The following is a 25,254-nucleotide window of genomic DNA, read 5'->3' as shown; positions in this document are numbered from 1 at the left end:
GACGATTGCTTTCACCGCGCGGCGATCAGCCGGGGTGTGCCTTCATCGCGCGCATAGCCGTGCAGCCACTTGCCCGACGCGCTGAACGACATGATCGGCCGGTAGTCGTGGCTCGTGGACGCATCGAGCGGCGCATCGGTGGTGTTGTCGAGCAGCCAGTAGCGGTCATCCACCTTCACCACCAGCACCGCGTGATCGGCGTTGCGCACCAGATCGCGCGCGATGGTGAGGTACATGTCCGTTCGCGGCACGCCCAGCGCGGCGAGGGCCTGCATCTTGAAGACGGCGATGTCCTCGCAGTCACCCGCGCCCCGGCGCAGCGTGGCGCTGGCCGTCGCCCAGTGATCCGCCTTGCCGTAAAGGTCGCGGTCTTCGCGGTAGCGGATGCGCGCGTTGGCCCAGGCGTTGACGGACGAGAGCATCGCCATGCCCGGCGCGCGGCTCGTCAGCGAGGAGAGCGCGCGCGCGGGCAGGGTAGAGCGGCTTACCTTGTTCCACTGCGCGTCGAAGCTGGTCCTGCCGAGCGGCAGGCGGGCGCTTGCCAGAAACTCGCCGGGCCGGGAGGGACGCGCAGCCAGCCGGGGAGCGAACCGGTCGCAGCGCACGCCGCCGGCCGCCGGTTCCATTTTCTTGCCGATCGTCGCTCCCCCGGTCTGCCGCATGGCGATCAGCTCCAGCCGGCTGGGAGCGCCGCCGAGCAGGGCGGATGACTTCGACGCGGCGAAAGTGACGGGGGCATCGTTTGCGCATGGGGCGGCCGGCGCCGCCAGCCCGGAGACGGAGGCCAGCGGCAAGGACAGCATCATCGCCGCCGATGCATGCGCCGGCGCGCTCGCGAACTGTAGGGCGAGAACCGGGGTGCATACGGCAAGCGGATGGGACCACTTCATGCGGCAGATTTTGCCGCTCAGCGGTCAAGGCGAGGTATACGGTGATGGTTAGCGGGATTTAACCGTTGGGGGCGGCGGAAAAGGCCACCCCCGTCATCCCGGCGAACGCCGGGACCGCTGGCGGTGTTTACGCGCGCCCTCTCGCGCATGCGCGCGGCCTCTCGGGTATGCGTCGGTGAGCCCCGCGCCGAAGCGGTGAGCCCGCGCGTAAACACCGCCAGCGGTCCCGGGGCGAGCCCGGGATGACGGGGGGTTAAGCGCTGCGTACGCGGTGGCGGAAGGTCACGTTCACGCGTTCCGACAGGATCAGGTAGGGCAGCCAGAGCGCGGCGCTGATCAGCACCTTGTCGATATTGCCCGAGAGCAGCGATTGCAGCGCGCCGGCCACCTGGGGCGGCAGGCCCGCAACCTGGCTGACCTGCCCAGCGATGAGAAGCTGCATGACAAGGTCGAGAACCCAGGTGAAGATCAGCATCCGGGGAAAGAGCGGCGCGGCGCGCAGGGCCATGACGAAGCAGACCATGTAGAAGAAATTGAGCACGACGACATCGAGCGTCATCACCGTCATCATGGTCGAGGCCCAGAGAGGGGCGTTGACGGGTATCGCGGGCATGGAGAGCATGAATTCGGCGGTGCGGAACGGCACGTTGAGCATCATGCCCGCCAGCAGCGAGGCCATGAAGCCGGTGGGGCCGTAGGCGCGGCTGCGGCGGGCTTCGAGGTGATCGAGCGGGCGCCAACTGCCATAGCGGCACAGGCGGATGGAAGGCTGCGCCGGCAGCAAATCGCGCGGGAAGCAGGCGTGGGCGATGCGGTATCCGAGGACGGGCGCCAGTGTGACGGCGAGAAACGGCAGGATCATCGCGGACAGGCCGGCAAGGCCCCCGGCGGCGGTGGGCGCGACGGTGACCTTGGCGATGGCGAGCAGGACCATGCCGGTCAGCCAGCACGCAATCACTCTTTCCATTCCGAAGTCGAAGAAGTTGACGGCGGCAATACTGCGTCTGTCGAGCCAAGTACCCATGGCATCGCGTATCAGACGAAGGTTCCGTTCAATCATCAGGTCAACCTGCCGCATTGTCGAAGCCTCCATAGGGAGGTGTGAACATGACTTGCCTTAGTTAATTAAATGTAAATACTCCGAAAGTTGTAGACTGTCGAGTCGTGTCTGACTCGCGGCGGAATGTGGCGGAAAAGGTGTGGGCTGTCCCGAAATTAACCATATTTTTCAACGATCCATGTTTTTAAGACATTGTTAAATCGCCATAAAAATATCACCCATTATTTCAATTGACGCAATTAACTCAGGGGGTCATTCCTAATGATGCCCTGTGGGGGGAACCAACGCCAGGGAACCGATGCAAGTCACGGTTCTGTAAGAATAATGGTCGCGTCGGGTTCCAAACGTACTCTCCTTACAGAGTGGGCAAACCGGAAAGAAATGCCGGAGCCCCGTTTACATTCATCGCGCGGGGCGGCCGTCAGGCCTGGGGCCGCAAGATGTTGACCAGGAGAGCACCATGACCAAGTTCTTTCGTGATTTCGTTAAGGATGAATCCGGCGCTTCGGCGGCCGAATACGCTCTGATCCTCGCCATTGTTGGCAGTGCGATTGCAGCGTCTGCGATTTTGCTGGGCGATGCAGTTGCGGATGCCATGGATCGGGCTACGGATGATATCAATGCGACCAATACTTAAGCCATGATCTTTCTCCCGCCGCTTCGGCGGCGGGAGATTTCGATATTTGTTCCGAGGCTCTATTTGGGGGGGCGCTGCAAAATGCAGGGGCGCAATATCATACTCATCGGGATCGCCGTGGTGCTCGGCCTTGTCGCCGTGATCCTCGCTAACTCCTACTTTTCTGGCGTTGAGCAGCGGCAGGAACGGATCGCGCGTGAGCAGGAACTCACCCGGATTGTCGTGGCCGCGAAGGAACTGCCCTTCGGCACTGTCCTCAACGACCAGAACATCATGCTTGCAACCTGGCCGGCCAAATCGGTTCCGGCGGGTGCCTTCACTTCGATCGCCGATGCCGCCCGTGGCGGTAACGCGGTACTGAGGCCGATTGTCGCCGGGGAACCGATCCTGGCATCGAAGCTCTCCAACCGGCCGACGCTCTCCGCCAATCTGCCCGCCGGCCAGTATGCCGTCGCCATTCCGATCAGTGCCGTCGCCGCCGTGGGCGGTTTCGTGCGCCCCGGAGACCTGGTCGACGTGCTGCTGACGCGGCAGATCCCCGGCGACGGGGCGAACGGCAACGACAAGATGACCGACGTGGTCCTCTCCTCGGTGCCGGTGCTCGCCATCGACGTCGACGCCAGCGACAAGAGCACGGAGCCCAAGGCAGACAGCAAGACCGCGACCTTGCAGGTCGATACGCTCGGCGCGCAGAAGCTGGCGCTGGCGCGCGAACTCGGCGCTCTCAGCCTCGCGCTGCGCAATGCCGCCGACCAGACGGTCACCACGGCCTCCACGGTCATTCCCACCCAGCTTTCCGCCCGCAACATCCGCATCGCGGAAAAGAGCGGTTCTTCGGCGCCCTCGGTGCCGCAGCTTGCCCGCTCGGTCATGTCCCTGCCGGCCGCCGCGCCGCGCAAGACCGGCCCGCTGATGACGGTGTTCCGTGGCAGCGAATCCAGTGATTATGAGGTGCAACGTGGCTATTGATCGCACAAGAATGGCGGCACTGGCCCTGGCCCTTGCCGCAACCGCCGGCAGTACCGGCATCGCGCAGGCCCAGGTCTACGGCGCCGGGGCGCTCCACGCGGGAACGCTGGAAGTTCCCAAGAACAAGAGCCAGGTCGTCTCCGCCGACCGCCCCATTGCCAAGGCCATGGTCGGAAGCGCCGACATCGCCGACATCCTTCCGGTCACCGATCGTTCGATCTACGTGCTCGGCAAGGAAATGGGCACGACCAGCCTGACACTCTACGACAGCGGCGGCCGCGTCATCTCCATCATGGACATTGCCGTCGGCCCGGACGTGGACGCGCTGACCGACCAGCTCAACGCGATGATGCCCGGCAACAAGATCGACGCGCGCATCACCAACGATTCAATCGTGCTGACCGGCATGGTCAACAGCGCCGGCGCGGCCGACCGCGCGGGGCAGCTCGCCAGAGCCTTCGCCGGGGACAAGGTCATCAACCTGCTCACGATGGGTTCCAGCCAGCAGGTCATGCTCGAAGTGCGCTTCGCCGAGGTCAACCGTAACGTCGGCAAGGACATCGGCGTAAGCGCCTTCGTCAATTCGAACGGCGGCAAGTTCCGCTCCGTCATCGGTGCGGGGGCGCAACTCGTCCCCAATCCCGTGGAGCGGACAACGACCGTTCCGCTACCGGGCGGAGGCTTCGTCGAGGAGACGCGGACAATCAGCGAAGGCGTGCTCCAGCTTTCCGCGATCACCGACACCTTCGGCATTTTCAGTCGGGCCTTCTCGCTTGCCGGGCTGGACATCGACGCGACGCTCAACGCGCTCGAAACGCGGGGCCTTGCCAAGACGCTGGCGCAGCCGACGCTGATCGCGCTTTCGGGCGAGCGGGCCTCGTTCCTGGCCGGCGGCGAGTTCCCGGTGCCGGTCGCGCAGCAGGGCACCGGCGGCGGCACAGGCAGTCCCGCGATCACAGTGGAATTCAAGCCCTTCGGCGTCAGCCTGGGCTTCACGCCGACCGTGCTGGGCGACAAGACGATCAGCATGATCGTCGAGCCGGAAGTGAGCGCGATCGATCCGCAAGCCTCGATCACGCTCGGCAACATCACGATCCCGGGCCTTCGCACCCGGCGCGCCAGCACGACGCTGGAACTGCGCGACGGCGAAAGCTTCGCCATCGCCGGCCTGCTGCAGAAGGACTTTCAGACCACGGTCAGCCAGGTGCCGATCCTCGGCTCGTTGCCGATCATCGGTTCGCTGTTCCGCTCCAGCGGGTTCCAGAAGGGCGAGACCGAGCTGCTGATCGTCGTGACGCCCCGGCTGGTGGCGCCGATCCGGCCGGATCAGGTCCGCCTGCCGACCGACCGCGTCGCCGATCCGAGTGAGGCCAACACGTTCCTCCTCGGTCAGCCCTACAGCCCGCAGCCGGTCGAGCCGGCCACGCCCGGCACGCCGGGCGCGACCAATCAGGGGGACGGTTATGAATATTGAGAAAACCTCCGCGCTCGTCCTTGCCGCGGCTCTGGCCCTCTCGGCCTGCGCCACGCCGGACACGCCTCCCTACATGGGCGGACCCGACAACTTCGGCGAGGCCAACCGCCAGACGATGATGGCGCAGGTGATAGACCCGGCGCCGCAATACGATACCGCCGTGCCCGAAACCTCGGCCGAACACGCGGGGCAGGCGGTGGAGCGCTATCGCACCGACAAGGTCAAGAAGCCGGAGCGGGTGAAGACGTCCAACGCCCTTTCGTCATCGGGCAGCGGTGGCGGCGGATCAGAGTGATCGCGATGGCCTGGAAGCGCAGCGGTTTTCAATCAGGTGGCTTCAATGGGAATTCATGACCAACTCGCCCAGTCAATCCGGGAAGGCACCTTGAAGAGCGACACGGACATCCTCGTCGTCGCCGGACGGTCCTGGGTCGATGCTTTCGCGGCCGCCGTCGGCGGCGCGTTCCCCGCAGGGGTGCGCACCGAGGCGCTAGCCCCTTCCGAGCCGATACCCGATCACGTACTGGCCGGCGCGACCCAGCTCGTCGTCGAGGTGGACCCGCGCGACCCGCAGTCGATGCGCCGCCTTTCCGCGCTGCGCGAGGTGCATCCCGACGTGCCGATGATCGCCGCGATCGGCGATGCCAGCATCTCGCTGGTCCGCACGCTGGTGCGCCAGGGCGTCAGCGACGTCGTCTCGCTGCCGCTCGATCCCGAAGAGCTGATGCAGGTCGTGCTGGAGGCTTCGGTCCGGCGCGATACCCGACCGCCGGCCGCGCAGGCGCTGGCGCCGCTGGTGGCCGTCGCGCGCTCGATCGGCGGATGCGGCGCAACCTCGATCGCCACGCACCTCGCCGCCGACCTCGCCGCGAACGCGCCGAACGGGAAGGGGGCGATCATCGTCGATCTGGACCTGCAGTTCGGCAATGTCGGCGTCTATCTGGGCACCAGCGCGCGCGGCAATATGGGCGACCTGATGGACGCCGGCAACCGGCTGGATGACGACCTGATCTCATCGGTGATGGGCGATGCCGGGGCCGGGCTTTCGGTGCTTACCGCGCCCGATGCGATCCTGCCGCTGGAATCGGTCGACACCGACCAGCTTCTGCGCGTGATCCAGATGCTGCGGCAGCGCTTCGGCTATGTCGTGCTGGACCTTCCGGCCAACTGGACCAACTGGACGCTCTCGGCGGCTCTGGCCGCGAACGCGATCGTGCTGGTCTGCGAACTTTCCATCGCCAGCCTGCGCCAGGCGCGGCGGCGGCTGGAACTGTTCCATGAAGTCGGCATCGAAAGCTCGGCGGTGGAGATCGTGGTCAACCGGGTGGAAAACCGCCTGTTCAAGACGATCGACCTCGACGACGTGGCGCGCACGCTCAATCATGCGGTGCTGGGCAAGATCGCGCTGGAAGCGCCGCTCGTCAGCACGTCGCAGGACCAGGGGATGCTGGCCAGCCAGGTACACCGCAAGAGCAAGTTCATGGCCGACGTGCGCGCCATCAGCAAGAGCCTGAGGGAAGGTGCCCTCAAAAGGAAGGACTGACCATGTGGCAGCTGCGCCGAACGCCTGAAAGCCAGGACGAGCCGAACGCTCCTCCACCGCCGGGACCGCGCACGCGCGCCAGGCCGGCGCGGTTTGAGCCGGAGCAGCGGGTTCAGTCGAAGTACCTCGACCTCAAGATCGAGATCCATCGCCAGCTGCTCGACCAGATCAACCTTTCCGTTCTCGACAAGATGCCGCGCGAGGCAATCGCCAGGGAAGTCTCGACGATCGTCGGCGAGATCCTCGAGAGCCGCAGCGAGATGCTCAACCGCGCCGAGCGCCTGACGCTCTGCGACGAGGTGCTCGACGAGCTGCTGGGCCTCGGCCCGCTCGAGCCGCTGCTCCAGGACGAGACGGTCAACGACATTCTCGTGAACGGTCCGGACTCGGTCTTCGTTGAACGCTTCGGCGTGCTGGAGAAAGTGACGACGCGCTTCCAGGACGGGCGGCACCTGCTGCGGATCATCCAGAAGATCGTCAGCGCGGTCGGGCGGCGGGTGGACGAATCTTCGCCTTTCGTCGATGCGCGCCTGGCCGATGGTTCGCGTGTCAACGCCATCGTCCCGCCGCTGGCGATCGACGGCGCTCTGCTGTCCATCCGCAAGTTCTCCAAGAAGCCGATCAGCATGGAACGCATGATCGAGCTGGGGAGCATGGTTCCTTCGATCGCGGAAGTGCTGCGGGCGATCGTCATCGCCCGGCGAAACATCATCATCTCGGGCGGTACCGGATCGGGCAAGACAACGATGCTCAACGCCATGTCGTCCTACATCGACGAACGCGAGCGCATCGTGACGATCGAGGATTCGGCGGAGCTGCAACTGCAGCAGGAGCACGTCGCGAGGCTTGAAACCCGCCCCTCCAACATCGAGGGCAAGGGCGAGGTGACACAGCGCGATCTCGTCAAGAACGCGCTGCGCATGCGCCCCGACCGCATCATCCTGGGCGAGTGCCGCGCGGGCGAGGCGTTCGACATGCTCCAGGCGATGAACACCGGTCACGACGGGTCGATGACGACGATCCACGCCAACTCGCCGCGCGATGCATTGGCGCGCATCGAGCAGATGGTCGGCATGAGCGGCATCGACATCTCGCCCCGCTCGACCCGGGCGCAGATCGGGTCGGCCATCAATGTGGTCGTGCAGATCGGCCGCCTTTCGGACGGCCGGCGCAAGCTGCTCTCGCTGAGCGAGCTTACCGGCATGGAAGGCGAGACGATCACCATGCAGGAGATCTTCCGCTTCAAGCAGACCGGCCGCGACGAGGAGGGAAATGTCCTGGGGCATTTCGAGGCGACCGGCATCCGTCCCAAATTCGCCGCCGAACTTTCGGCCCACGGCGTTCATCTCGACCCGGAGCTGTTCCGGCACTCGTCGCGGTTTGACGTGTGATGACGGCGCTGCTGATCAGGCTGTTCGTTCTGGTTGCGGCTTTCGTGACCGTGTTCGTGCTTTCGCAGGTCTTCCTGCGGCTGTTCTGGGACCGCCGCGCCGAAAAGGCCGGGATCAACGAGCGCCTGCGGATGCTGCGCGCCGGATTCACGCGCGAGGCGGTAGCCTATACGCTGCTCAAGAACGCGCCGCCGAGCCTTTCGCCGAACGCGAGCTGGGTGGAACGGCGCTACGTCGGTTTCGTGCGAATGGTCATGATGGCCGCGATCAGGACCGAAGCGAGGCAGGTGATCCTGCGGATGGCCGTGGCGTTCGTCGTGGTGATGAGCCTGCTGCTGCTGTTGCTGTTCGCCTTGAGGATCACGGTGACATTTGGCGTGATCCAGTTGCTCCTCGCCCTGAGCGTGGGGGTGGCCATCGCGCTACCCATCCTGTTCATCAGCCGCAGGGCCGAGAAGCGCCGCAAGCGGATGGAGGAACAGTTCCCGGTCGCTCTCGACATCTTTTCCCGCTCGCTGCGCTCCGGCCATCCGGTCGCGTCGGCGATCGGCATCATCACCGAGGAGATGTCCGATCCGGTGGGAACGGAATTCGGCCTCGTCTCGGATGAAGTTGCCTATGGCGCCGAGTTGAACGACGCGCTCGGGTCCATGGCGCAGCGCTGGGACCTGGAAGACATCCGCATGTTCGTCGTCTGCATAACCGTGCAGAGTGAGACGGGCGGAAATCTTGCCGAGATTCTGGACAACCTTTCAAGAGTCATCCGCGACCGCGCCTCGCTTTACATGAAAGTCCGCGCGCTCAGTTCCGAAGGGCGGATGACGGGCTGGATGCTGACCGTGCTGCCGATCTTCTCGCTGGTCAGCATGTTCCTCGTGAACCCCGCATTCTATCTGGACGTGGCGCAGGACCCCATCTTCGTGATCGGCTTCCCGAGCCTCTTCGTGCTCTACTGCATCGGCGTCTACGCCATTCGCCGCCTGACGGACCTCAAGGTGTGACATGATCGAACTCATTGCAAGCAATGCCGTCCTGCGAAATCTGCTGATGCTGCTGATTTTCGCCGCGGTCATGGGGCTGGCGCTTGCCGTCATGCTGGCAAGCTCCAAGCGCGCCCGCGTGCGCGGCAAGCTCGATGTCATCAGCCATCAGGCGGCCGGAACCCAGTCCTCCTCGTCGCTGCGCCGGTCCAACGATGATGCCTGGTCCCGACTGGTTGCCCGCATCGAAAAGGCCGGTCTCAGTCTTACCGACAGCAAGTCCGACGCGCTCAGCGAGCTGATGCATTCGGCTGGTTTCGAATCCCAGGCCGCACCGCGTGTTTACACTCTGGTTCGCCTCACGCTGGTCATCGTGCTGCCCTTTCTGGTGATCGGCACCATGCTGCTCGCCGGCAAGGACATCAGCTATATCAGGCTCTACCTGATCGGCTCTGTATGCGCGGTGCTGGGGCTCTACGTGCCGAACATCTACGTTCGCGCACGTGCGGCCGGACGAAGGCGCGAAGTGCTGAACGGCTTTCCGGACGCGCTCGATCTGATGCTGGTGTGCGTCGAGGCCGGGCTGGGGCTGGAGGCGGCCTTCGACCGGGTCGGACGCGAGATGGTCAATTCGCATCCTCTGGTCTCGCGCCTTCTCGTTACCACCACGCTGCAACTGCGCGCTGGCTCCACGCGCGAGGCGGCGCTGCGCAACATGGCCCATATGGCGCGCATCGATGAGATCTCGTCGTTCGCCACGCTGCTGATCCAGTCCGACAAGCTGGGGACGAGCATCAGCACGACCTTGCGCGTCTATGCGTCGGAAATGCGCGAGAAGCGCAGGATGCGTGCTGAGGAGAAGGCGCATCGCATTCCGGTTCTGATTTCGATCCCGCTCGTCGCCTGCATGCTGCCGGCGATGATCGGCACGCTCGTGCTTCCGGCGGCGGTGCGCGTGGTGAGAACTCTCCTTCCACAGATGACAGGGGGCTGACATGGTTGGCAAGACAAGTGTACGGCTGATTTGCATCGTGCTCATGGCAACGTCGCTTGGCGGCTGCGGTCGGGCGCTCGAATTGCTGGGACTGCGGCACGGACCGGGCGCTGACGTGCAGGTCAGGACGGCGGACGTCCAGGATGCGGCGGGGGCCGTTGCGGCAGGCCGCGCGCATCTTGCCGCCGGAAGGACCGGGCAGGCAATCGAAGAGTTCCAGCGGGCGCTTGCCGCCGGCGGGGAAATCGGCGCCGCCGCGAACGGCATGGGCGTGGCCTATGCGCGGCTTGGCCAGTTCGAACAGGCCCATCGCTTCTTCGCCCAGGCTATGGCGGTGGAGCCCGAAAACACGAAGTATCAGGGGAACATGACGCGGCTGATGCGCTCGGCCTTGTTGGCGGAGCGCCACGAGACCGATTTTGCGGCGCAGGTGGCGGCGCGCACGCTGGTCGATGCCCATGATCTTCAGGCTGCCGCGAAACCGGCGTCGGCGGAGCAACTGGACGCGAGGAATGTCCGCAGTGCCGCTCGGTCCGGATCACAAAGCTCGATCACGCGCATATCGCGCGGCGAGGTCATGATCCGGTCGGCGGCGCCGGGCAGTGACGTTCGCGGCGGAGCCTTGCCCGTCGTGGGCGCGCGCGGCAGCAAGATCGACAACTTCAAGCCAGCGGTGCGGATCGAGTTTCTGAACCGGCCCAAGGGCAAGGACGCTCCGGCGGCGACGAAACCTGAGGAAGAGGCTCCCGCCAAGACGGCGAGCGCCGATCTCGAGGAGTTCAAGCCGCTGGTGCGGATCGATTTCCCGACCGCCAGGCCGGCGGCAGTGAAGTAGTCCGCCGATGACGACGGTTTTCTGGACGGAACTGGCGCTGCTGCTGCCCGCCTGCCTCTATGCCGGGTGGTCGGACGCGTTCGAGCGCCGCATCTCCAACTGGCTCTGTCTCCTGACAGTTGCGGCCGGGCTGATCGTTGCCGTTGTCACGGGGGGCGTTGCCGAACTCGGCAGTCACGCGCTGCATTCGGCCGCCGCGCTGGTGATCGGCATGGTGCTCTTCCGGTTCGGCATGGTCGGGGGCGGGGACGCCAAGTTCTACGCCGCCTGCGCTGCCTGGTTCGCCTGGCCCGACGCGCCGAGACTGCTTCTCGCGGTATCGATCTCGGGGCTTGTGCTGTTCGTGGCATGGTTCACGATCCGGCGCATCATGCGCAAGCCGGTCCGCGCGAAGTCGGAAAACAACTTCGACAAGCTCCCCTATGGCATCGCTATAGCAACGGGCGCCGTGATAGTGGCCCTGGCCTGACTCATTTTCCGAGCGTGGTTGAGGGATCGATGGGCTGGCCGTTGCGCCTGACCTCGTAGTGAAGGTGAGGGCCGGTGGACCGGCCCGTGGACCCGACAAAGCCGATCACGTCGCCGGGCTTTATGGCCTGGCCGGGCCGGACGTTCAGGCGCGAGAGGTGGGCGTAGCGTGTTTCGATCCCCTTGCCGTGGTCGATCCTGACGGCAATGCCGTATCCGCCCTGCCAGCCAGCTGCCGAGACGGTGCCCCCCGATGTCGCGTGGACCGGTTCGCCCATCGCGGCACCCAGGTCTATGCCGGCGTGCAGTCGGTACTCGCCGAGCAGCGGGTGATGGCGCATTCCGAACCGGCTCGTCAGGCGGCTCGATCGCAGCGGCATGCCTTTGGGCGCATCGCCCGCGCCGACGCTCGGCGGCGGCGAGAGCAGACGCACGGTGTCTCTCAGCCGGCCGGTCGAGGACATGATATAGGCCCGGCTTTCATCGAGCGAGGCGGAGGCCAGGTATCGCACCGGCTTCTGCCCCGAAAGATCGACTGCGCGCCCGATGGTGATGGTGGCGTGCGGAACGGGCGCCGGTTCAGAAAGGGCGGAAGGCTGGGCGCAGCCCTGTCGATCTGCGCTTGGCGAAAGGGCGCAATCCGCCGCCGCCGGGATGTTGGCGATGGCCAGCCTGCCCTCGGCATTCTCGCCGGCATGGGCGGACCCTGCCCAGAGCACGCATGCCGCGCTCGCTGCCAGCGCCGTCAGGCCGCCCCTTACGAGAGCTGACGGATCCCGGCTCATGGTCTGCCTCCGATCATGTCAGAAGCCCGGATAGCATGCGCTGGTGTTCACCGGCGTCGAGAGCATTCCCGAACCCATGAAGAAGTCGAAGTTGCCGCTCGCCGTAACCCTGTATCCGCACGTGTCCTGCGCTGCGGCAAACGCGAGGCCGTTGAGCGCGGGGCCGGTGTAGTAACCCGTCGCAAACGGCGTGATGTCCGCCAGTGAGCAATCGGATCGCTGCGCCGACAGGCACCTTGCCGAGGTTTCGGTCGCATGCTGCAGCTTTACCACCGTGTACATCATCACGCCGGAAGCGAGCGCGCCGAAGACAAGGATCAGGACCAGCGGCAGGACAAGGGCGAACTCGGCGGCCGAACTGCCTGCTTCGTTCCCCGCGAATTGACGTATGCGCTTCATCCCCCTGGCCCCCCTTGGCCTATCCCACTCTCATCCATCCGTCCGCCGTCATCGCGCCGCCCATGTAGGAAATGGCCGAGACGCCGGGAAAAATGGGATTGAACGTGTAAGTGGCCGTCACGTAGACGAAATCCGCCGGGATTGCCGTCGCGCTGTAGGGCGTGCAATCCGCCGGCTTGGTGCTCAGGTCGCCCACCTCTACGAGCGCGTTGTTGTCGCCCGGATCGTGACAGAAATAACCCTCGTCGGGCTCGGAGATCGTGATCGTGCCACCGATCGACACTTCGTTCGCCGCGGCTTCCATCTTGGCCTTGAGGTCCGCGCCGCAATTGACGGTGGCGGGTAGCAGGGTGTCTTCGCTGCACGCGGTGGCCGCGCGAGCGACCGCCGCCTGCGCCGCCATCCTCACCTGAACCGAGCAATAGACGAACCACCCGAAGTCCAGCACCTGCACGATGAGCAGCGCGAGAAACCCCGATACAAGCGCGGTCTCGGCCGCGACGGCGCCGCTGCGGTCGCGCAGCAAGCGGAAAATCCCGGCGTTGCGGCCCCTCACTTCACGAGCCATTTCGGGCCTCCCGCTCCGGTGCCGTCGGTCGGGACGTCAAGGCCAGCGTCATCACATTGATCAGTGGCATTCGCGTAAATCTGGCCCGTGCCTCGGATGTCCACTGTGCCGGCTACGAGGACAAAGCAATTGTAGCCAGTCCCCGCCTTGTTAACGACACCCCAGAATGCGACATCAGCATTAGGGGCGTAGAACAGGCCCGACAGGTTGTAGGCGGGCGTGTTTCCCGACTCCTGGACGTCCACATTGGTGGTCAAGCTCGGATCCTGATAGATCGCAACTCCGGACCAATCGCCTGACGTCGGCGCAGCAACTTCGATGGTGCTGCCGCCTACGTTCTTGTTACTGTTGACGTGGTCCGTCGGATAATGATGATAAAGGGGATTGTTGTCTCCGGAGAAAACGAGCGTAGAGCTATTTGCCGTGAGCTTGTGGCTGTTGGTAATCAGTCGACCGTTCATGATTACGAGCGTAACATTGCTGATATTCACATCGCCCGTAAGTACGACATCCCCGCAGAATATCTTGTTGCCAGCCCAGCCGTATGATCCTGCGATCTTGTTGGTTGGAGAGAGAGTATCGGATGTGTTCCCCGATGCAAACGCCTGCGGATAATTGGCGGGCGTCCCGCCACACGGGTCAGCCGGAATGTTATCGCCGCGATCTTCGTAGGGATCCTCCAGCGGCTCCGCACCCTCTATCTGTTCCACTCCGCAAACATCGCTGGTTCCGACCGCGATAGCGGAACCAGCGTTCAGATTGTGCCCGGTGCATTGAATGGCGCTGTTGGAAAATATGTCGCAGCCGTTCAGGTTCGCGTGCGGGACGCCGTTGGCAAGGATTCCATCGCCGGGTGTGCTGGACAAGGCTACGATGCAGAACTCGTGCGAGGCTCCCCCATTCGAGTCCCCCGCCACGGCCAGCGCGGCCACCCCTTGGCCGGTCCCGCCATTCGAGTCCCCGGTGAACTGGACGATCGGCGAAAAGAACAGCGGCGAAATGTAGCTGATCGCGACTTGCGTGCAGGTGCCCGTGCCTGAAGGACAGGTTACGCGTGAGGCTCCCACGGTGATGTTGTTCTCACCGTCGACGAAGCCGTAGCTGGCGGTCGTGCCTTTCGCCAGCTGGACATAGTCGTCGTCGCCCGTGGAGGCGGCGGCGATCGCTGCGGAGTCGGCGGCGTTCTGCATGGAGCGCTGGACGTAGTACCAATAGCCCGCGTCCACCGCGAGCGCAGTGGTACCCAAAATCGGCACGAGCATGAGGGCTACCATGGGGCTCACCGCGCCCCTGGAGCACTTCACTAACCTGCCGGCCAAGCCATGAGTGAACATTGCAGTAAACATTCGCCGCCCCCGCCAAATGTTTGGATTGTGGAGCAATAGGTTAAAGTTTCAAGGTAAGTTAACTATCACACCTTATCATTGTAAAAGTCAACGACTGTCAGGATATTGCGGGCCGGCTTAATGCTTCGATGTGTCAGCCTGATACAGAACGCGCGAAAAGAAAGTACTGCTTTAGAGGTATATTCGTCCGATATTCTGCCGGGTGGAGCCTTGCGAGGTTGCCGCATTGCGTGCCTTTCCGGGCGGAAAAGTCGGAGACAAGTAACGGATCACGTTGGGAAAATCCCGCTGGAATCCTTGCGAGTACGCTAGCGTTGGATTTACCCTATGTTCGCGGGATCGCAATTGTCCCGAATCGTACCTGACCGGATCTCTGCATGAAAAAGATTGCCGCAGCCATCATCGGCCTCGTCGTGGTCGCCGCGTTCGCGATCTGGCTGTGGCAGGGAAGGACGGGCGAAGAGGAAGGCGAACTCGTCCTTCACGGCAATGTCGATATCCGCCAGGTCGCGCTTGCCTTCGACGGCAACGGGCGTGTCGTGGAAATGGCGGCGGAGGAAGGCGATGCCGTCCGCCGGGGCGAGGTTCTTGCCAAGCTCGACACGGCGGCCCTGTCGCTCCAGGCGGAGCAGGCAAAGGCCGAGGTCGCGGCAAACCGGCAGCACTTGCTGCGCCTGCGGCGCGGTGCGCGGCACGAGGAAATCCGCCAGGCGCGCGACAGGCTGGAGGCGGCGCAGTCGGAGGCTTCCCGCGCCGCCGCCGATCTCTCGCGGATGCGGGCCATTGCGGACAAGACCGAGGGCAAGGGCGTCAGCCGGCAGGAACTCGATCGTGCAGCCAGCGCCGCCAGGGTAGCCGCCGCGCGGGCGAGCGAACAGCGCGAGGCGCTGCGTTTGGCCGAGCGCGGCCCGCGCGCGGAGGACATCGCCTCGGCCGCAGCCCAGCTCGAGGCGTCGCAGGCCCGGCTTGCGCTGTTCGAACATCAGGTGTCGCAGGGAGAGTTGCGCGCGCCCGCCGACGCCGTCGTCCGCTCGCGTCTTCTGGAACCGGGAGACATGGGGTCTCCGCAGAAGCCCGTCTACGAGCTGGCGCTGACCAGCCCCAAATGGGTGCGTGCCTACGTCGACGAAGCCGATCTCGGCCTTGTCCGGCCGGGGCTTGCCGCAAGGGTGACGACCGACAGTCACCCCGACCAGCCGGTTCCCGGCAAAGTCGGCTACATCTCGTCGGTCGCCGAGTTCACGCCGAAATCGGTTGAGTCCGAGCAGCTGCGCACCAGCCTTGTGTATGAGGTGCGCATTATCGTCGACGACAAGGCGGGCCGCCTCAGGCTGGGCCAGCCGGTTACGGTCACGATCGACACGGAACCGGCGAAGTGACCGGGTCTTTCGCGTCCATCGTCAGCGAAGGATTGCGAAAGGCGTTCGAGGCGGCCGACGGTTCGGCCCTAGATGCGATCGACGATGTTTCGTTCTCGATCCCCCCGGGCACGCTCACGGCGTTCGTCGGCCCGGACGGCGCGGGCAAGACGACATTGATGCGGATGATGGCAGGGCTGCTCACCCCCGATGTCGGCTCGCTGCGGGTTCTGGGGGTCGACGTGCGCCGCGATCCACAGGAAGTGCAGAGCCGCATCAGCTATATGCCGCAGCGTTTCGGCCTCTACGAGGATCTTTCCGTTCAGGAGAACCTCGATCTCTATGCCGACCTGCACGGCGTCACGCCCGAGGACCGCGCGCGGCGGTTTTCGCGGCTGTTGCGGATGACCGGCCTTGAGCGTTTTACGCGGCGTCCGGCGGGCAACCTTTCGGGCGGCATGAAACAGAAGCTGGGCCTTGCCTGCACGCTGGTACGGGTTCCCGACCTGCTCCTGCTCGACGAGCCGAGCGTCGGCGTGGACCCTCTCTCGCGGCGCGATCTGTGGCGGATTCTTGCGCAGCTCATCGAAGAGGAGGGGCTCAGCGTCGTGGTCAGCACTGCCTACATGGACGAGGCCGAACGGTGCGAGCAGGTCTTCGTGCTGAACCAGGGCAGGCTGCTGGCACAAGGGACGCCGCGCGAACTTCGCGGTCGGGCCGAGGGGCTGACATACGTGGCCGAGCCGCGCGAGGGCATGCATGCCCGCGAGCTTCAGGCCCGTCTGATCGACGCGCGGGAGAGGATCGCCGATGCCGTGCCGCGCGGCGGTGCGGTGCGCTTCATCCGCAGCCCCGAAAGCGGCGATGCGGATCTTGGCGACCTGCTGCACGACGCGATCATGCGCGAACAGCCGGCAGAGCTGGAAGACGCGTTCATGCTGCTGCTGCGCGAACATGTCGCCGGCGCCGGAAGCGATGCCGGTTCACCCGCGCTGGCCGTGGACGACGGTTCGTTGCCGAGACACGCGCGGGATGGCGGAGATACCGTCATCCGCGTGCGCGAACTGGTGCGCAAGTTCGGTGACTTCACCGCGGTCGCCAATACCTCGTTCGACGTCAGGCGCGGAGAGATTTTCGGCCTGCTTGGCCCGAACGGCGCGGGCAAGACGACCACGTTCCGCATGCTGTGCGGCCTGCTTCCCGCGACCAGTGGAGAGTTGGACGTTGCCGGCGTGAACTTGCGGACGGCTCGCGCGGCCGCGCGCGCGAGGATCGGCTATGTCGCGCAGAGATTCTCGCTCTATTCGAACCTATCGGTGCGGGAGAATCTCGAGTTCTTCGCCGGCGCGTACGGCCTGCGCGGCAGGACGCTGAAGCGGCGCGTCGGGGAAACGCTGGAGCGCTTCGGCCTCGATCCTTCGGCCACCAGCGGCCTGCTGCCTCTGGGGTACAAGCAGCGCCTCGCCATGGCGGCGGGCCTGATCCACGAGCCGGACATCCTGTTCCTGGACGAGCCGACCAGCGGCATCGACCCGCTCGCACGCCGCGCCTTCTGGCGGGCGATTACCGCGCTTTCGCAGGCGGGGGTGACGGTCGTCGTAACCACCCACTTCATGGAAGAGGCCGAATACTGCGACCGTATTGCCATCCAGGACGCCGGCCGCCTGCTGGCGCTGGGCACGCCGAGGGAGGTTCGCGAAAGGGCGGGGGATGGGGAAGAGGCGGACATGAACCGCGCCTTCATCTCTATCGTCGAGCAGGCCCGCGCAAACGGTAACGACGACAGGGCGGCGGCGTGAGCAGGTCGCCGTTCCATACGCGTCTCGCCGCGCTCACGCGCAAGGAGACGCGTCAGATGCTGCGCGATCGCAGCAACCTCATGGTCGGGCTGCTGCTGCCGATCGCGCTGATCCTGCTGTTCGGTTATGGTCTTTCCTTCGATGTCAGGAATGCGCCGGTCGCGCTGGTGATGGACGACAACTCCGCCATCGCGCGCGAGGCGGTATCGGGGATCGGGGGCTCCGAGTATCTCGTGCCCGTCCACGCCGCCACCATGATCGAGGCCGAGGAAATGCTGCGCGCCGGCAGGGTCGAGGCGATCGTCCGCGTGCCGGTCGATTTCACCCGCCGCGTGGCCGCCGGCGACGCCCGTGTCCAGCTTATCCTCAACGGCCTCGATTCGACCACCGCCACGACCATGGAAAGCTATGTCGGCGGCGCCATCTCCAGCGCCATGCAGCGCCGCATGGACCGCAGCCCGGAAATGCGGGGAGGCGGCAGGGTCGAACTGTCGCAGCGTACGTGGTTCAACGAGGCAGGGTACAGCACATGGTACCTCGTGCCGGGACTGATCGCGCTGATCATGACCCTGGTAGGCGCCTTCCTCACTTCGCTGCTGATCGCGCGCGAGTGGGAGCGCGGGACGCTGGAGGCGCTGTTCGTGACACCGGTCAGGCCGCTCGAACTCGTACTCGCCAAGCTCGTGCCCTACATGATCGTGGGGATCATCGATCTCGTGATGTGCCTGCTGGCGGCGCGCTATCTGTTCGAGGTGCCGATCCGTGGATCGCTGCTGGCGATCGTCGTCGCATCGCTGCTGTACCTCGCGGTGTCGCTTCTGCTGGGGCTCTTTATCTCGGGTGTCACGCGAAACCAGTTCGCGGCCAGCCAGCTGGCGCTGCTGCTCAGCTTCATGCCCGCCCTGATGCTGTCCGGCTTCGTCTTCGACCTTCGTAACGTGCCGGTGGTTGTACGGGTGGTGGCACAGGCGCTTCCGGCGACGCACTTCATGGGCATGATCAAGTCGCTGTTCCTTGCCGGCACGGACTGGATCATGGTCCTGCGCAACTGCGGCATCCTTGGGGCATACGGCGTGATCCTGCTGTTCGCGACGCGTCGCACGCTGCGCAAGCGGCTGGATTGAACCGATGCAGCGGGCCATCGCCTATCTCGTTCAGATCGCCTTCCTTTGCCGCAAGGAAATTTCCGCGCTGCTGAAGGATCCGGCGAACCGGCTGATCCTGCTCGGTCCGGCGCTCATCCAGTCGATGCTGTTCGGATATGCCGCCACGTTCGACCTGCAAAACGTACCGTATGCTCTTCTCGACCAGAGCCGCGGCGCGGCGGCGCGCGAGTTCGTGACGAGGCTTGACGGGACGGGCGTGTTCGAACGCGAAGCCACGCTGACCTCGGAGAACCAGATCGCCCGCGTCATCGATTCCCGCCAGGTGCTGGTCGCCATCACTATCCCCGCCGACTTCGACGAGCGCCTTGCGCGCGGCGCTGACGCGCAGATCCAGGTCATTCTCGACGGGCGCAATTCATCGACTGCGGCATCTGCAGCGGGCTATCTCGCTGCCGTCGCGGAGCGTTACAACCGTTCCGTCGGCAGCGCGCCGCCGATCACCGTCGTGCGAAGGGCATGGTTCAACCCGAATCTGGAATCGCGCTGGCAGATCATGCCGGCGATGATCGCGACCCTGAGCATGATACAGACGCTGCTGCTGGCCGCCCTTTCCGTCGCGCGTGAGCGGGAGCAGGGGACGTTCGACCAGCTTCTGGTGACGCCGCCGCCCATGCAGATACTCGTCGGCAAGGCGCTGCCTGCGATCGGCGTGGGGCTGGTGCAGTCAACGATCGTGCTGCTGATCGTGCGCTTCTGGTTCGGGGTGCCGATGAGCGGTTCGCTCTGGCTGCTCTACCTCGGCCTGCTCGGCTTTACCGGCGCGGCCGTGGGGATCGGCATGTCGCTGTCGGCCATGGCGCGCAACATGCAACAGGCGATGCTCTATTCGTTCCTCATCATCCTGCCGCTCACCCTGCTTTCGGGGCTGCTGACGCCGGTGCGTAACATGCCTGAGGTTCTCCAGCTCGTGACGTACCTGAACCCGCTTCGCTTCGCGATAGACCTGGTTCGCCGGGTCTATCTCGAAGGCGCGGGGCTTGCGGATGTCGCGCCGGATTTCATTCCCATGCTGGTGGTAGGAGGCGTTACCTTGCCGCTCGCCGCGTGGCTGTTTCGCCACCGTCTTGCCTGATCTCGGGATGCCCGACATGACGCGACCATCAAGTTCACCGAACCCGCGCATTTTCACCGGCCTTGCGACCATCGGATCGCTGCTGCTTGGCGGGTGCACGATGGGCCCCGACTATGTGCGCCCCGCCACTGCCGCGCCGGACGACTGGACGACGTGGCGCAGTGGCGATCCCGTCCTTGTCGCGCATGGGGCATCGGAAGAATCGATCCCCGCCGACTGGTGGAAGGTTTTCGACGATCCCGTCCTCGACGGGCTGGTCGGCAAGGCGCTTGCCGCAAGCCCCGACATCGAGACCGCCGCGCTCCATTTCGCGCGGGCTCGCGTGCAGCGATCGGCCGAAGCCGCGGCGAGCCTTCCGCACGTCGCGGCCAATGCCGATGTCAGTCGCCAGCGGCAGAGCGAATATGGCGCCGGTACGCGGCTGTTCGAGGCGATCGGGCGGGATCGGGACGCGCTTGCCAGGTTGCTGTCGCAGCCGTTCACGCTCTATCGCGGCGGTTTCGACGCCTCTTGGGAACTCGATCTGTGGGGCAAGGTCCGGCGCTCGCTGGAGGCCGCGGACGCCGGCATTGCCGCGCAGGGGGCCTTGCTCGACCTGGCGCGGCTCAGCGTTGCCGGCGAAGTGGCGCAGACCTATTTCGAGCTGCGCGCCACGCAGCGGCAAGCGGCGCTGATGCGGGAGGAGAGCGCCTTGCTGCGCGAGCGCGTCTCGCTCGTAGCCGCCCGGGTCGAGGGCGGCATCGAAAACCACCGGGAACTGGAGAGCGAACGCGCCGCGCTGGATGCGGTCGAGGCGCAGCTTCCCGTCTTGCTCACGCGCGAGGCCGAGCAGATAAACGCCATTTCGTTCCTGCTGGGGGAGCGGCCCGGGAGCCTGAGGGAGACTCTGAAGCCGGTCGCGGACAGTAGCGGCGCGCTTCCGCCGGACCTGTCGTTGGGGCTTCCCTCAGAAGCGGCCTTGCGCCGGCCCGACGTGCGCGCCGCCGAGGCGCGTCTTCATGCCGCCACTGCGGGAATCGGCGTGGCCGTGGCCGATCTCTACCCGAGCATTCGTCTTGGCGGGGGCATCGCCCTTGAATCCTATCGCAGTGAGAACCTGTTCGACTGGGCAAGCCGGACCTGGTCGATCGGGCCGAGCCTTGATCTGCCGCTGTTCGACGGCGGGAGAAGGCGGAGCGTGGTGCAACTGCGCAAGCTGGAACAACGCGAGGCGGCCGTGGAATTTCAGGCCACGGTCCTGCGCTCGTGGCAGGAGATCGACGACGCGCTCAATCGCTTCGCGTCCGAACACCTACAGCATGCCAGGCTGCTTGCCCGCATCGAAACCACGCGCCGGGCCTTCGGTCTCGCCGAGGCGAGTTATCGCGGCGGTGCCATCAACTATCTGGGGGTGATCGATGCACGGCGCACCGTACTCCAGGCCGAGCGCGATCTGGCGCAGAACGAAGGGCGCCTGCGCACCAGCTACGCTGCCGTGAACAAGGCGATCGGCAATACGCCCGCAGAGGGCACGAGGCGCGAGTTATCAACATCAATCGACGCGACGACGCGCCGGCTCGATTAGCCGGATACTGTGCCTGCTCGCAGGCCGGGTCTATCGAATAGTCTTGCAACGCGGAATCACTTGTGATTCTATCGATTCCATGAGGACCATGCGGCCGGAGCCAAACATAGCAAAAGAGCGGTTCGTGCAGGGCCTTGCGCTCGCCGTGCTCTTGCTGATGGGCGCCTGGGTCATCGCGGGGCCGAGTGGTCTTGTCGCCTGGGGCGAGAACCAGCGACTGCTCGAACAGCGCGAAGCGAAGTTGGCGGAGCTCAGGCTGGAGAGGGAGCGGATCAGGAACCGCGTCGACCTTCTCAATCCGCAGAATGTCGATCCTGATCTGGCTGGCGAGCTGCTGCGCGGCAACCTGAATGTCGCCCGCCCGGACGAGATGGTGATGCTCGTTCCCTGACCGCTGCGTCCCGGCAGGCGACAATTTATGTTCACGCCAGCGCAAATTCACGATAACGGCGCTTCCGATTTCCGTCGCACCTGCCTATATCCCCCCGCGATGATCGCGTGAACGATGGGGAGCCTCATTGCCTAAGGTAAAAACTGACGCCCGACCCGGAGGAGAATCTGCCGGGTCGCCCGCAGCAGACGACGAGTTCGTCCTCCACAGTCTCCAGCAGACCCACGCGGCGGACCGCCGCTACAAGGCGAGCAAGGAAGAACTGCTCAAGCTGTACGAGCAGATGTTGCTCATCCGGCGGTTCGAGGAGAAGGCCGGTCAGCTTTACGGCCTCGGGCTGATTGGCGGTTTTTGCCACCTCTACATCGGGCAGGAAGCCGTCGCGGTCGGGTTGCAGTCCGCGCTCGACGGCAATCGGGACTCGGTCATTACCGGCTACCGCGACCACGGGCATATGCTGGCTTACGGCATCGACCCGAAGGTCATCATGGCCGAACTGACCGGACGCCATTCGGGGATCTCCAAGGGCAAGGGCGGTTCGATGCACATGTTCAGCGTGGAGCATCGCTTCTACGGCGGTCACGGCATCGTCGGCGCCCAGGTTTCGCTCGGCGCGGGCCTTGCCTTCGCGCACAAGTATCGCGAGGACGGCGGCGTCGCCATGGCCTACTTCGGTGATGGTGCGGCGAACCAGGGGCAGGTCTACGAGAGCTTCAACATGGCCTCCTTGTGGAAGTTGCCGATCATCTTCGTGATCGAGAACAACCAGTACGCCATGGGTACGGCGGTCAACCGCTCGTCCGCCGAGACGCATTTCTACCGCCGTGGCACGGCCTTCCGCATTCCCGGTATGCAGGTTGACGGCATGGACGTGCTCGAGGTCCGCAAGGCTGCGGAAATCGCGCTCGAGCATGTGCGCGGCGGCAACGGGCCGGTCCTCATGGAGCTCAATACCTACCGCTATCGCGGCCACTCGATGTCGGACCCGGCCAAGTACCGCAGCCGCGAGGAAGTTCAGGGCGTGCGCGAAAAGCGCGATCCGATCGAGCATGCCAAGGCCGAACTCATGGAATTGGGCGTCGATGAAGCCGCCCTCAAGAATCTCGACAAGCGCGTTCGCGCAAAGGTGTCCGAAGCGGCCGACTTCGCCGAGAATTCGCCCGAGCCCGACATGTCCGAACTCTATACCGACGTTCTGGTGGAGCGCTACTGATGGCGATCGAACTGAAGATGCCCGCGCTCTCGCCGACCATGGAAGAGGGCAAACTTTCCAAATGGCTGGTCAAGGAAGGCGACGAGGTTTCCTCGGGCGACATCCTTGCCGAGATCGAAACCGACAAGGCGACGATGGAATTCGAAGCGGTCGATGAAGGCACGGTCGGCAGGATCGTTGTGCCCGAAGGCACCGAAGGCGTGAAGGTCGGGACGGTGATCGCGCTGATCGCCGGCGAGGACGAAGACGCGTCGGCTGTCGAGGCGCCCGCCAAGAAGACCGAAGCACCGGAGAAGACCGAAGCACCGGAGAAGGCCGAGAAGGCCGAGAAGGCTGAGGAAGCCGGTGATTCGCAAGCCAAGGCCGCGAAATCAGAAGGCGGCTCCGCGCAGCTCGAGAGTGAGGTCCAGCCCCGCAAGGACCCCGTAATCCCCGCCGGCACCAACATGAAGACGGCGACCGTGCGCGAGGCACTGCGCGATGCCATGGCCGAGGAAATGCGCCGCGACGAGCGCGTTTTCGTGATGGGCGAGGAAGTCGCCGAGTATCAGGGTGCCTACAAGGTGACGCAAGGCCTGCTCGACGAGTTCGGACCGAAGCGCGTCATCGACACGCCGATCACCGAATATGGCTTTGCCGGCATCGGCACCGGCGCCGCCATGGGCGGTCTCAGGCCCATCATCGAGTTCATGACGTTCAACTTCGCCATGCAGGCGATCGACCACATCATCAACTCGGCGGCGAAGACCAATTATATGTCCGGCGGCCAGATGCGCTGCCCGGTCGTGTTTCGCGGACCGAATGGCGCAGCCGCGCGCGTGGGCGCGCAGCATTCGCAGAATTACGGACCGTGGTACGCCAACGTGCCGGGGCTGGTGGTCATCGCGCCCTACGACGCGTCGGACGCGAAGGGCCTGCTCAAGGCCGCGATCCGCAGCGAGGACCCTGTGGTGTTCCTGGAGAACGAGCTGGTCTATGGCCGTTCGTTCGAACTGCCCGAACTTGACGATCATGTCCTGCCGATCGGCAAGGCGCGGATCGTGCGCGAGGGCAGCGATGTGACCATCGTGTCCTACTCGATCGGTGTCGGTCTTGCACTCGAAGCCGCGGAAACCCTGGCGGGCGAGGGCATTGATGCCGAAGTCATCGACTTGCGCACGCTACGCCCGCTCGACAAGCAGACCGTGCTCGACAGTCTGGCCAGGACGAACCGTATCGTCGTCGCCGAGGAGGGCTTCCCGGTCTGCTCGATTGCCTCGGAAATTTCCGCGATCTGCATGGAAGAGGGCTTCGACAATCTCGACGCCCCGGTCGTGCGCGTCTGCAACGAGGATGTGCCGCTGCCTTACGCCGCCAACCTCGAGAAGGCGTCGCTGATCGACGCGGCGCGCATTGTCGAGGCCGTGAAAAAGGTGTGCTATCGGGGCTGAGATGGCTGCATAGAGGATCGCCCGCAGCAACGCGGGCGTCCGCTATGCAGGTTTCAGCAGGAATACGGGCCGTTCATACTTGAGCTGCAGGATATCCCCGTCGACGAAGGCGAGGAAATCCGGCGCATCGTAAGTGATCTGAATGTTCATTTCGATCGTATCGGGGATGCGGCTGGTCTGCGTCGTGACAGTGACACCCAGCCGGTCGGTATTGAGATTGTACCTGCCACCGACCCCACGTGAGCGAATCCAGGTTTCGATGATCTCGGTCGGGCTTTGCTGGCCGCGTTGGTACTCGATGACGGCAAATCGCGCGCCATCGGAGGCCAGATTGCGAACGGCGTTCGAATTCTGGATGTGCAGGCCGATCTGGACGACGCCGACGAGCAGCGTGATGAAGATCGGGGCAAGCAGGGCGAATTCCACCAGCACGCCACCGCGTTTGTCGGCTATGAATGTCGCGGGCCGGCTTTGGCGTAGCAAGCGCATCATTGCACCTGAATCGTACGTTCGACGTTGTAGGTGATTGGCGACCCTACTCCGAATTCCGTCCAGATCGGTGTGTAGGTGTCGGTCACGGTTAGCCGCACATACTGATAGATTGGCTGATCGCTATCGCAGGTCGATGCGTCGGTTGTCAGGGTGCTGGTGGCGTTGCAGCGGAATCGTTGTTCCAGCGTGACTTGCTCGGCGCTGAGTCCCAGTGAATCCTGGAGTACTTGCTTGATCTTGTCGGAGGGGGTTCCGGTGCCGCCGGCAGCGGCCAGGACGATGCCCTCGGCTTCACTGGCCGAACTCTGCAATTCCTGCTGTCGCGATACCAGCATGCCGACCTCAAAGGTTCCGAGCGCCATCAAGGCGAGCAGGGGCGCGACGAGAGCCGTTTCGATGGCCATCGTGCCATGTCTGTCCTGTCGCAGAT

General features: G+C 64.7%; 26 protein-coding genes. 18 read left to right on the top strand and 8 right to left on the bottom strand.

Annotated elements, in window-relative coordinates:
- Nucleotides 1-11: 11 nt before the first annotated feature.
- On the bottom strand, nucleotides 12-890 hold the full coding sequence (locus IEX32_RS00325; protein ID WP_188767089.1) for a transglutaminase-like cysteine peptidase: 879 nt from the start codon (nucleotides 888-890) through the stop codon (nucleotides 12-14).
- Between the two features lie 253 nt (nucleotides 891-1,143).
- A complete protein-coding gene (locus tag IEX32_RS00320) occupies nucleotides 1,144-1,968 on the bottom strand; it encodes a DUF2569 family protein (RefSeq protein WP_188767088.1) in 825 nt (274 codons plus the stop codon).
- A 442-nt stretch (nucleotides 1,969-2,410) separates the two neighbouring features.
- Here IEX32_RS00320 and IEX32_RS00315 point away from each other — a divergent pair, with 442 nt between their 5' ends.
- From IEX32_RS00315 to IEX32_RS00270, 10 genes are all read left to right on the top strand, one after another.
- Nucleotides 2,411-2,587: a Flp family type IVb pilin gene (locus IEX32_RS00315; RefSeq protein WP_188767087.1), complete on the top strand. Its 177-nt coding sequence runs from the start codon at nucleotides 2,411-2,413 to the stop codon at nucleotides 2,585-2,587.
- A gap of 81 nt (nucleotides 2,588-2,668) precedes the next feature.
- Nucleotides 2,669-3,556 (top strand): Flp pilus assembly protein CpaB, encoded by an 888-nt coding sequence (cpaB, locus tag IEX32_RS00310; RefSeq protein WP_188767086.1) that lies wholly within the window; start codon nucleotides 2,669-2,671, stop codon nucleotides 3,554-3,556.
- Between the two features lie 10 nt (nucleotides 3,557-3,566).
- Nucleotides 3,567-5,030, top strand: a complete 1,464-nt coding sequence (locus IEX32_RS00305) for a type II and III secretion system protein family protein (RefSeq protein ID WP_188767527.1) — start codon at nucleotides 3,567-3,569, stop codon at nucleotides 5,028-5,030.
- Nucleotides 5,020-5,325, top strand: a complete 306-nt coding sequence (locus IEX32_RS00300; protein WP_188767085.1) for a hypothetical protein — start codon at nucleotides 5,020-5,022, stop codon at nucleotides 5,323-5,325. Before IEX32_RS00305 ends, IEX32_RS00300 begins: the two co-directional genes overlap by 11 nt.
- 90 nt (nucleotides 5,326-5,415) lie before the next feature.
- A complete protein-coding gene (locus IEX32_RS00295) occupies nucleotides 5,416-6,573 on the top strand; it encodes a CpaE/TadZ family protein (RefSeq protein ID WP_229735751.1) in 1,158 nt (385 codons plus the stop codon).
- Between the two features lie 2 nt (nucleotides 6,574-6,575).
- Entirely contained in the window at nucleotides 6,576-7,964 is a 1,389-nt protein-coding gene (locus IEX32_RS00290; RefSeq protein WP_188767081.1) for a TadA family conjugal transfer-associated ATPase, read from the top strand.
- Nucleotides 7,964-8,965: a type II secretion system F family protein gene (locus IEX32_RS00285; RefSeq protein ID WP_188767080.1), complete on the top strand. Its 1,002-nt coding sequence runs from the start codon at nucleotides 7,964-7,966 to the stop codon at nucleotides 8,963-8,965. Before IEX32_RS00290 ends, IEX32_RS00285 begins: the two co-directional genes overlap by 1 nt.
- Before the next feature lies 1 nt (nucleotide 8,966).
- Complete coding sequence (locus IEX32_RS00280) at nucleotides 8,967-9,938, top strand: type II secretion system F family protein (RefSeq protein WP_188767078.1); 972 nt, start codon at nucleotides 8,967-8,969, stop codon at nucleotides 9,936-9,938.
- Between the two features lies 1 nt (nucleotide 9,939).
- Entirely contained in the window at nucleotides 9,940-10,773 is an 834-nt protein-coding gene (locus IEX32_RS00275; protein ID WP_188767077.1) for a tetratricopeptide repeat protein, read from the top strand.
- Between the two features lie 7 nt (nucleotides 10,774-10,780).
- Complete coding sequence (locus tag IEX32_RS00270; protein ID WP_188767075.1) at nucleotides 10,781-11,242, top strand: A24 family peptidase; 462 nt, start codon at nucleotides 10,781-10,783, stop codon at nucleotides 11,240-11,242.
- Nucleotide 11,243: 1 nt separating this feature from the next.
- On the opposite strand, the gene IEX32_RS20530 is transcribed toward IEX32_RS00270, so the two are convergent.
- The 4 genes from IEX32_RS20530 to IEX32_RS00250 are packed head-to-tail and all read right to left on the bottom strand — an operon-like array spanning nucleotide 11,244 to nucleotide 14,327.
- Nucleotides 11,244-12,026, bottom strand: a complete 783-nt coding sequence (locus IEX32_RS20530; RefSeq protein WP_229735750.1) for a M23 family metallopeptidase — start codon at nucleotides 12,024-12,026, stop codon at nucleotides 11,244-11,246.
- Nucleotides 12,027-12,044: 18 nt separating this feature from the next.
- Nucleotides 12,045-12,425 carry a TadE/TadG family type IV pilus assembly protein gene (locus tag IEX32_RS00260; RefSeq protein ID WP_188767073.1) on the bottom strand — a complete coding sequence of 127 codons (381 nt, stop codon included), beginning with the start codon at nucleotides 12,423-12,425 and terminating at the stop codon, nucleotides 12,045-12,047.
- Nucleotides 12,426-12,444: 19 nt separating this feature from the next.
- Nucleotides 12,445-12,993 carry a hypothetical protein gene (locus tag IEX32_RS00255; protein WP_188767071.1) on the bottom strand — a complete coding sequence of 183 codons (549 nt, stop codon included), beginning with the start codon at nucleotides 12,991-12,993 and terminating at the stop codon, nucleotides 12,445-12,447.
- On the bottom strand, nucleotides 12,978-14,327 hold the full coding sequence (locus tag IEX32_RS00250) for a pilus assembly protein TadG-related protein (RefSeq protein WP_268236697.1): 1,350 nt from the start codon (nucleotides 14,325-14,327) through the stop codon (nucleotides 12,978-12,980). The genes IEX32_RS00255 and IEX32_RS00250 overlap by 16 nt, the downstream gene beginning before the upstream one ends.
- Nucleotides 14,328-14,716: 389 nt before the next feature.
- On the opposite strand from IEX32_RS00250, the gene IEX32_RS00245 reads away from it, so the two are divergent.
- From IEX32_RS00245 to IEX32_RS00210, 8 genes are all read left to right on the top strand, one after another.
- The gene (locus tag IEX32_RS00245; RefSeq protein ID WP_188767067.1) at nucleotides 14,717-15,718 is read left to right on the top strand and encodes an HlyD family secretion protein; all 1,002 of its coding nucleotides are present in this window, start codon (nucleotides 14,717-14,719) and stop codon (nucleotides 15,716-15,718) included.
- Nucleotides 15,715-17,496: an ATP-binding cassette domain-containing protein gene (locus IEX32_RS00240; protein ID WP_188767065.1), complete on the top strand. Its 1,782-nt coding sequence runs from the start codon at nucleotides 15,715-15,717 to the stop codon at nucleotides 17,494-17,496. Before IEX32_RS00245 ends, IEX32_RS00240 begins: the two co-directional genes overlap by 4 nt.
- Nucleotides 17,493-18,620 carry an ABC transporter permease gene (locus tag IEX32_RS00235; RefSeq protein ID WP_188767063.1) on the top strand — a complete coding sequence of 376 codons (1,128 nt, stop codon included), beginning with the start codon at nucleotides 17,493-17,495 and terminating at the stop codon, nucleotides 18,618-18,620. The genes IEX32_RS00240 and IEX32_RS00235 overlap by 4 nt, the downstream gene beginning before the upstream one ends.
- 4 nt (nucleotides 18,621-18,624) lie before the next feature.
- The gene (locus IEX32_RS00230; RefSeq protein WP_188767061.1) at nucleotides 18,625-19,734 is read left to right on the top strand and encodes an ABC transporter permease; all 1,110 of its coding nucleotides are present in this window, start codon (nucleotides 18,625-18,627) and stop codon (nucleotides 19,732-19,734) included.
- 16 nt (nucleotides 19,735-19,750) lie between these two features.
- Complete coding sequence (locus IEX32_RS00225; RefSeq protein WP_188767059.1) at nucleotides 19,751-21,298, top strand: efflux transporter outer membrane subunit; 1,548 nt, start codon at nucleotides 19,751-19,753, stop codon at nucleotides 21,296-21,298.
- A gap of 79 nt (nucleotides 21,299-21,377) precedes the next feature.
- Nucleotides 21,378-21,689, top strand: a complete 312-nt coding sequence (locus IEX32_RS00220; RefSeq protein WP_188767057.1) for an FtsB family cell division protein — start codon at nucleotides 21,378-21,380, stop codon at nucleotides 21,687-21,689.
- Between the two features lie 127 nt (nucleotides 21,690-21,816).
- Nucleotides 21,817-22,902: a pyruvate dehydrogenase (acetyl-transferring) E1 component subunit alpha gene (gene pdhA / locus IEX32_RS00215; RefSeq protein ID WP_188767056.1), complete on the top strand. Its 1,086-nt coding sequence runs from the start codon at nucleotides 21,817-21,819 to the stop codon at nucleotides 22,900-22,902.
- Nucleotides 22,902-24,332 (top strand): pyruvate dehydrogenase complex E1 component subunit beta, encoded by a 1,431-nt coding sequence (locus IEX32_RS00210; protein WP_188767053.1) that lies wholly within the window; start codon nucleotides 22,902-22,904, stop codon nucleotides 24,330-24,332. Before pdhA ends, IEX32_RS00210 begins: the two co-directional genes overlap by 1 nt.
- A gap of 42 nt (nucleotides 24,333-24,374) precedes the next feature.
- Here IEX32_RS00210 and IEX32_RS00205 read toward each other — a convergent pair whose 3' ends face one another.
- Both IEX32_RS00205 and IEX32_RS00200 read right to left on the bottom strand, forming a co-directional pair.
- On the bottom strand, nucleotides 24,375-24,824 hold the full coding sequence (locus tag IEX32_RS00205; RefSeq protein WP_188767051.1) for a TadE/TadG family type IV pilus assembly protein: 450 nt from the start codon (nucleotides 24,822-24,824) through the stop codon (nucleotides 24,375-24,377).
- The gene (locus tag IEX32_RS00200) at nucleotides 24,821-25,228 is read right to left on the bottom strand and encodes a TadE/TadG family type IV pilus assembly protein (protein WP_229735749.1); all 408 of its coding nucleotides are present in this window, start codon (nucleotides 25,226-25,228) and stop codon (nucleotides 24,821-24,823) included. Before IEX32_RS00200 ends, IEX32_RS00205 begins: the two co-directional genes overlap by 4 nt.
- Between the last annotated feature and the right edge of the window lie 26 nt (nucleotides 25,229-25,254).

It is taken from the genome of Novosphingobium endophyticum, from assembly GCF_014640675.1.
GTDB lineage: Bacteria > Pseudomonadota > Alphaproteobacteria > Sphingomonadales > Sphingomonadaceae > Novosphingobium > Novosphingobium endophyticum.
This window is presented reverse-complemented; position numbering and strand designations above follow the sequence as displayed.